The sequence below is a fragment of the Massilia sp. CT11-108 genome (genome assembly GCF_047302915.1).
Lineage (GTDB): Bacteria > Pseudomonadota > Gammaproteobacteria > Burkholderiales > Burkholderiaceae_D > Telluria > Telluria orientalis.
This window is the reverse complement of record NZ_JBKYMO010000268.1, coordinates 1-7,789: the sequence shown is the minus strand read 5'-3', so window position 1 is coordinate 7,789 and position 7,789 is coordinate 1. Positions and strand designations below refer to the sequence as shown.

At 65.8% G+C, this 7,789-nt stretch carries 6 protein-coding genes and 1 pseudogene; 4 read left to right on the top strand and 3 right to left on the bottom strand.

What is annotated here, in order from left to right:
• Positions 1–1,672: glucosylglycerol-phosphate synthase (gene ggpS, locus ACEN88_RS19735; protein ID WP_413342252.1), on the top strand; the 1,672-nt coding region annotated here is incomplete at its 5' end.
• 35 nt (positions 1,673–1,707) lie between these two features.
• The gene (locus ACEN88_RS19730) at positions 1,708–2,763 is read left to right on the top strand and encodes a mechanosensitive ion channel family protein (protein ID WP_413342250.1); all 1,056 of its coding nucleotides are present in this window, start codon (positions 1,708–1,710) and stop codon (positions 2,761–2,763) included.
• Between the two features lie 4 nt (positions 2,764–2,767).
• On the opposite strand, the gene ACEN88_RS19725 is transcribed toward ACEN88_RS19730, so the two are convergent.
• A complete protein-coding gene (locus ACEN88_RS19725) occupies positions 2,768–3,769 on the bottom strand; it encodes a LacI family DNA-binding transcriptional regulator (RefSeq protein WP_413342248.1) in 1,002 nt (333 codons plus the stop codon).
• A gap of 434 nt (positions 3,770–4,203) precedes the next feature.
• On the opposite strand from ACEN88_RS19725, the gene ACEN88_RS19720 reads away from it, so the two are divergent.
• Both ACEN88_RS19720 and ACEN88_RS19715 read left to right on the top strand, forming a co-directional pair.
• Complete coding sequence (locus ACEN88_RS19720; RefSeq protein WP_413342246.1) at positions 4,204–5,556, top strand: nucleobase:cation symporter-2 family protein; 1,353 nt, start codon at positions 4,204–4,206, stop codon at positions 5,554–5,556.
• Positions 5,557–5,635: 79 nt separating this feature from the next.
• A complete protein-coding gene (locus tag ACEN88_RS19715) occupies positions 5,636–6,997 on the top strand; it encodes an 8-oxoguanine deaminase (RefSeq protein ID WP_413342244.1) in 1,362 nt (453 codons plus the stop codon).
• A gap of 177 nt (positions 6,998–7,174) precedes the next feature.
• Here the strand turns inward: ACEN88_RS19715 and rpsJ are convergent, their stop codons facing one another.
• Both rpsJ and ACEN88_RS19705 read right to left on the bottom strand, forming a co-directional pair.
• Positions 7,175–7,492 carry a 30S ribosomal protein S10 gene (gene rpsJ, locus ACEN88_RS19710; protein ID WP_005663509.1) on the bottom strand — a complete coding sequence of 106 codons (318 nt, stop codon included), beginning with the start codon at positions 7,490–7,492 and terminating at the stop codon, positions 7,175–7,177.
• 180 nt (positions 7,493–7,672) lie between these two features.
• Positions 7,673–7,789, bottom strand: a pseudogene (locus ACEN88_RS19705) (elongation factor Tu); the annotation flags it as partial.

Genomic DNA, 7,789 nt, shown 5'->3' with positions numbered 1-7,789 from the left:
GCCCACGACCACGCCGCGCAAGCCCGTCTCGAACAGCGACAGGTCGTTCAGCGTGTTCATCGCGGAAAATGCCGGCTGCGGCGGCATCCTCGACGGCCTCGCCCACCACGGCCTGCGCACCCATCACGCGGGCACGGCGGACGTCGCGCACCTGCCCGGCAAGGCGGAACTCGTGATGGTCTACCACCGGCTGCCGTTCGACGAGGCGGTCGAGGATGGCGTGGCCGTGCGGCGCCGCCCGAAAAGCCCGAACGGCATCATGCCGACCCTGCTGAGCCTGTTTTCGGGCGGCCGCACGGGGTCCTGGGTCGCGTGGTCGCAGCAGGACTCGCGCGATCCGGACGGTTTTGCAAGCCACGTCCCCGTCGATCCGGAGCAGTATCCGAACCTGCAGGCGGCACGCATCGCGCTGACCGGGGAGGACGTGGACCTGTTCTATAAAAAGTTTTCGAAAGAGGCGTTCTGGCCGATCATCTTCTCGTTCCCGGACCGCGCCGAATTCCGCCGGGACCACTGGGAACGCTACCTCGACGTGAACCGCCTGTTCGCCGAGCAGGCCGCGCGCGAGGCGGCGGAAGGCGCCACGGTCTGGGTGCACGACTACAACCTGTGGATGGTGCCCGCGTTCCTGCGCCCGCTGCGCCCGGACCTGAAGATCGCGTTCTTCCACCACACCGCCTTCCCGTCCAGCGACGTCTTCAACATCCTGCCGTGGCGCCGCGACATCGTCGCCAGCCTGCTGCAATGCGACTACGTGGGCTTCCACATCCCCCGCTACGTCGAGAACTTCGTCGATGCGGCCCGCTCCTGTGCGCCGGTCGAGGTCGTCGCCAGCGCCCCGTGCGCGCCCCGCTTCCTCACCTATGGCTGCGCGCTGGGCGTCGACACGACGACGACGGCGATCGAGGCCGGCGGCCGCCGCGTCGCGCTGGGCGCCCATCCGGTCGGCACGGACGTCGCGCTGATCGGGCGCCTGATGCAGACGCCGCAGGTCGCGGCGGATCTCGCCGAGATCGACGGCTACCTGGCCGGCCGCACCGGCATCGTCTCGATCGAGCGCCTGGACTACGTAAAAGGGTCGCTGGAAAAGCTGCAGGCGTTCGAGCGCCTGCTGGAACAGCATCCGGCGCTGGCGGGCAAGGTCACGCTGCTGAACATCATCACGCCCGCCGCGCCCGGCATGGAGATCTACGACACGCTGCGCGAAGAACTGGACCGCACGGTGGGCCGGATCAACGGGCGTTTCTCGACGCTGGACTGGGTGCCGGTACGCTATTTTTATCGCTCGCTGCCGTTCGAGGCCGTGCTGGCCCATTACGCGGCCTGCGACATCGCGTGGATCACGCCGCTGCGCGACGGCCTGAACCTCGTCGCGAAGGAGTACATCGCGGCACGCCACGCGGTCGGCAAGCCGGGCGTATTGATCCTGTCGGAATTTGCCGGCGCCGCAGTCGAACTGCACGGCGCCCTGCTGACGAATCCCTACGACGCGCATTCGATGACGGACAGGCTGTACCGCGCCATTACAATGGGGCCCGACGAGGCCGCCTATCGCGCGGAGCGCATGGCCGCCATCGTCGCCGACCATGATGTCGCGCGCTGGGGCGGGGAGTTCCTCGCCGCCGTCGCCGACGCGGCGGCCGGCACCGAGGCATTGCCCGAAGCCGCCTGAGCAATCCCACCGCAACCACCGGAAAGGATGATCGGATGAATGTAGTATTTTTCGATAACACGACGCTGGCCTGGCTCACGGCCCTCGGCATCGCGGCCGGCGTCGCGCTGGCGCTGTACATCGCGAAACGACTGGGCGTGCATCACATGCGCAAGCTGGCCGAGCGCACGGAGACGCGGCTGGACGACATCGTCGTCGAAGCGCTCGACGGCACGCGGCTGCTGGCCATCGTCATCATGGGCCTGTTCGCCGGCAGCAAGTTTCTTGTCTTGCCGCCGGAAGTGCATTCGTTCGCGACACGGGCCGCCATCGTCACGGGCCTGATCCAGGCCGCCGTCTGGGGACATCGCGCCCTACGGGCCTGGCTGACGGATTATTACCAGAACCGCGCCGGCGACCCGGCCCGCGCCACGTCGGCGGCGGCCGTCGGCTTCATCGCGCAAACCGTGCTGTGGACCGTGCTGCTGTTGATGGTGCTGGACAATCTCGGCGTCAACATCACGACCCTCGTCGCCTCGCTGGGGATCGGCGGTATCGCGGTGGCACTGGCCGTCCAGAACATCCTGGGCGACCTGTTCGCGTCGCTGTCCATCGTGCTCGACAAACCCTTCGTCGTCGGCGACTTCATCATCGTCGACAAATACCTGGGCACCGTGGAATACGTGGGTTTGAAGACGACCCGGCTGCGCAGCCTGGGCGGCGAGCAGCTCGTGTTCTCGAACGCGGACCTGCTCAAGAGCCGGCTGCAGAACATGACGCGCATGAGCCGGCGCCGCGTCGCGTTCACGGTCGCCGTCGCGTACGACACGCCCACGGACAAGCTGCGCCAGATCCCGCCGCTGCTGACGGAACTCGTCAAGGCGCACGAAGGCGTGACGTTCGACCGCGCCCATTTCGCCGGCATGGTGGCACCATCGCTGAACTTCGACGTCGTGTACTGGGTGGAGTCGGCGGATTACGTCCGCTACATGGATATCCAGCAGGAGATCTATCTGCAGCTGATGGACCGTTTCGCCGCGCTGGAGATCGAGCTCGCGTTTCCGACGCAGCGGCTGCATCTGCACGACGCGCGCGAGCCGGCGGCCACCTGACGGATCATTGCGGCGGCGCGGTCGATGCCCGCACGACGAGCGTGCTGGCCAGCGCCGTGTTGCGCAGCGGCGCGTACTGGCCGCGGATGCGATCGATCAGCAGCTCGATCGCAAGCTGCGCCATGGCGCGCTTGGGCGGCGCCACCGTCGTCAGCGGCGGCAGCGCATAGCCCGCGCCGGCAATATCGTCATAGCCCACCACGGACAATTGCGCCGGCACGCGCACCCCGGACGCACCGGCGGCGCACAGGCCGCCCAGCGCCATCAGGTCGCTCGTGACGAATACGGCCGTTGGCCGGTGCTCCCGTCCCAGCAGGCGCGTAAATGCCGCGTGGCCGCCGGCGCTCGTGAATTCCTCGTGCACGATGCCGTCCGGCGTCACCGCCAGCCCCGCTTCCGCCATCGCGCGCAGGAAGCCGCCGACGCGTTCGCGCGTGCGCGGCAGGTCGGCTGGGCCGGACACGCAGGCGATGTCCCGGTGCCCCAGCTCGATCAGGTGGCGCGTCGCCTCGTACCCGCCGTCTTCCTGGCCGGCCTGGACCAGGTCGGCATGGAGCCCCGGCAGCGCCCGTTCCAGCTGGACGATCGGGACCGCTTCATGGCGCAGCAGCAGATCCTGTTCGTCGTCGGCACCGCTGGCGACGAGGACCAGGCCGTCGATGCGCTTTTCCATCAGCAGCCGCAGATAGGCGGCCTGCTTCCGTGCGCCGCCGTGCGCGTTGCAGAGGATGATGTTGTAGCCGACCTCGAACGCAGCGTCCTCGATCCAGCGGATCAGTTCGGCGAAGTATGGATTGGACGAGTTCGGCACGAGCACGCCGATGGTGTGGGTCTTGTCGTTCTTGAGGCTGCGGGCGATGGCACTGGGGATGTAGCGCATCTCGTCGATGATGCCGAGCACGCGCTGGCGCACGTCGTTGCTGACCACGCGCGTGTTGTTGATCACGTGCGAGACCGTGGAGATCGACACTCCGGCACGCTCCGCTACCTGTTTCATGGTCGCCATCGCTTCCTCCTGAGGCGCGATTATTACCGATGTGTTTCAGTAATTACAACTCCCGGGCGTTCATTCTTCAAGATCAGGTCGCTATCGGGCTTATCAAGAGGGCCACGACCGGCGGGTCGATCTGATATTTCCACGCAAAACGGTTTTGAAAAATTGTATACAGAGGGCGCCAAAATTCCCTGCCTTCCCTCTGTGAGAGAGCGGATTCTCCTACTTATTATTCGATAGAAACTGTATACAAATTCGTTGACACTGCCGGCAGGCAGGGGCATCATGATTTGAAAACAAGCCGCCGCAGAGTGGCCCAAGCATTGTGGAGACAGCGCAATCGGTTGCATCCGGATCCCGGATTGCCTGCCGTGGTCGACCGTCTCCACCGTCCGGAAATCATCGAACCACCCGACGCAGTTCAGGACACATCGACGGAGACATACATGAACAATCTGCTGTACAAGGTCGACGACCGCCCTCCCCTCATCACCACGACCCTGCTCGCCGCCCAGCACATGCTGGCCGCCCTCGGCGGCATCATCGCCGTGCCGCTCCTCGTCGGCGCCATCCTCAAATTGCCCGCGGACCAGATCGTCGCGCTCGTCAACGCGGCGCTGCTGGGCTCGGGCATCGTCACGATCATCCAGTGCAAGGGCATCGGCCCCGTCGGCATCCGGCTGCCGTGCGTGATGGGCACCAGCTTCGCCTTCGTCGGCGCGGCCATCAGCATCGGTTTCGAGCATGGCGTGGCGGGCATCCTCGGCTCGTCGCTCGCCGGCTCCGTCGTCATGATCGTCGGCAGTTTCTTCATGCCGCAGATCCGCAAACTGTTCCCGCACCAGGTGACGGCCGTCGTCGTCACGATGATCGGCCTGTCGCTCGTCCCCGTTGCCGTCGACTGGGCGGCCGGCGGCAAGGCGCCGGGTGCGGACTACGGCGCGCCCGCGAACCTGGGCATCGCGCTGTTCGTGCTGGCCATCGTCGTCGCGCTCGTCCAGTTCGGCAAGGGCATCATCTCCGCCTCCGCCATCGTGATCGGCATCGCGATCGGCTACGCCGTCTGCCTGGGCCTGGGCCTCGTCGACTTCTCGAGCGTGCAGAAGGCCGCCGTGTTCGCGCTGCCGCAGCCGCTGCACTTCGGCATGAGCTTCCCGCCGAGCGGCATCCTCGCGATGGCCCTCGCCTACGTCGTGACGATGGTCGAAACGACCGGCACCTTCATGGCGCTGGGCGCCGCGACGGAAACCAAGATGCGCGGCACGCTGCTCAAGCGCGGCGTGTTGTGCGACGGCGTCGGTTCCGCGTTCGCGTCGACGCTGGGCGCGCCGCCGATGTCGACGTTCGCGCAGAACGTGGGCGTCATCTCGCTGACCGGTGTCGCGAGCCGCCACGTCGTCGCCCTCACCGGCGTGATGCTGGCGCTGGCCGGCCTGTTTCCAGTGCTGGGCGCCGTCGTCGTCACGATCCCGCAGCCCGTGCTGGGCGGCGCGGGGCTCATGATGTTCGCGATGATTCTTACCGCCGGCGTGCAGATGCTGGGCAAGGTCGAGCACGACAAGCGCACGGGCCTCATCATCGCCGTCTCCATCGGCTGCGGCCTCGCCGTCAGCGTGCGTCCGGAACTGCTGGCCAAGCTGCCTCCGTTCGTGAACGAAATCTTCGGCTCGGGCATCAGCACGGGCGCGATCATGGCTGTCCTGCTGAACCTCGTGCTGCCGAATCGTCCCGTGGAAGTGCACGACGACGAAGAAGACGTCCCGCAGCCCCTGCTGGTGAAAGACCTGGAGGCGGTCTGACGGGGCTTACCCCGACATTGTTTCCGCAGTGCCCGCGCATTGTTTCCGCAGTGTTGAACTCTAAAAAAGTGGAAAATCTATGAGCAAAACTCTCCTGATCAAGCATGCGCGCGTCCTCGTCACGATGGACGCGCAACGCCGCGAAATCGTAGACGGTGCCGTCTTCATCCGCGACAACGTGATCGACAGCGTGGGCACGACGGACGCACTCCCGCAGGACGCCGACGAGGTCATCGACGCGGCCGGCCACGTCGTCATCCCCGGCCTCGTCAACACGCACCACCACATGGTCCAGAGCCTCACGCGCGTCATCCCGGCCGCGCAGGACGGCGAACTCTTCAATTGGCTGACGAACCTGTACCCCGTGTGGGCGAACCTGACGGGCGAGATGGTCCACGTGTCGACGCTCACCGCGATGGCGGAACTGATCCTGTCGGGCTGCACGACGAGCAGCGACCACCTGTACATCTACCCGAACGATTGCCGCCTCGACGACAGCATCGAAGCGGCGCACACCATCGGCATGCGCTTCCACGCGGCGCGCGGCGCGATGAGCGTGGGCCGCTCGAAAGGCGGCCTGCCGCCGGACAGCGTCGTGGAAGACGAAGCGGCGATCCTGAAGGACACGCAGCGCCTGATCGAAACGTACCACGACGCGGCGCGCCACGCGATGCAGCGGATCGTCGTGGCGCCCTGCTCGCCGTTCTCCGTGTCGCGCGACCTGATGAAGGAAGCGGCGCTGCTGGCGCGCAGCCACGGCGTGTCGCTGCACACGCACCTCGCGGAAAACGTCAACGACATCGCGTACAGCCGCGAGAAATTCAACAAGACGCCGGCCGAATATGCGGAAGACTGCGGGTGGGTCGGCCACGACGTGTGGCACGCGCACTGCGTGCAGCTGGACGACGCGGGCATTCATTTGTTCGCACGGACCGGCACCGGCGTCGCGCACTGCCCGTGCTCGAACATGCGCCTCGCGTCCGGCATCGCGCCCGTGCGCAAGATGGTCGACGCCGGCGTGCCCGTGGGCCTCGGGGTGGACGGCAGCGCGTCGAACGACGGCGCGCACATGCTGGGCGAGGTGCGCCAGGCGATGCTGCTGCAGCGCGTGGGCTTCGGCCCGGATGCGATGACGGCGCGCCAGGCGCTGGAACTCGCCACGCTGGGCGGCGCGAAAGTGCTCAATCGCGACGACATCGGCAGCATCGCGCCGGGCATGTCGGCGGACGTCGTCATGTTCAAGCTGGATGGCGTGGGCTTCGCGGGCGCGCTGCACGATCCCGTCGCGGCACTCGTGTTCTGCACGCCGGCCAACGTGAATCATAGCGTCATCAACGGCAAGGTCGTCGTGAAGGATGGGGTGTTGCGGACCGTCGATCTGCCGGTGGTGCTGGAGCGGCACAACCGGCTGGCGGAGGAGTTGGTGCAGTTGTCGAGATAAGAAACACTTAAAACCGTCGTTCCCGCGCAGGCGGGACCCCAGGTTTGCCAGCTGTGCAACGAACTTGGGTCCCTGCCTTCGCAGGGACGACGGCAAAAGCAAACGGCCCATCTACCGCGAAGTAGATGGGCCGTTTTGCATGCGCCGGCGGCAAGGCCGCCAGGGCGCTTGAAACGATTACTGCAGCTTGATTTCGACGTCAACGCCAGCCGGCAGGTCCAGCTTCATCAGCGCGTCGACGGTCTTGTCGGTCGGGTCCACGATGTCCATCAGACGCTGGTGCGTACGGATTTCGAACTGGTCGCGCGAGGTCTTGTTCACGTGCGGGGAACGCAGCACGTCGAAGCGCTGGATGCGGGTCGGCAGCGGAACCGGGCCCTTGACGACTGCGCCGGTGCGCTTGGCGGTGTCGACGATTTCCAGTGCGGACTGGTCGATCAGCTTGTAGTCGAACGCTTTCAGGCGGATACGGATTTTCTGATTCGGAGCGGACATGCTATTTCCTTAAAAAAGAACGAACCGGCACGCGGGCCGGCAATCATGTGTCAGGTACTGCGGATACTGCGGAGGGGACGGCAGTATAACACCGATTCACCCCTTACTGCACAAACAGAAGGGACAGAACTTTCGCTCTGCCCCTTCTGTCGTATTGCTACTACTTAGATAATCGCTAAATTAGGCGATGATCTTGGCAACCACGCCGGCGCCGACGGTACGGCCACCTTCGCGGATTGCGAAGCGCAGACCTTCTTCCATCGCGATCGGAGCGATCAGCTTGACGGTGATCGACAC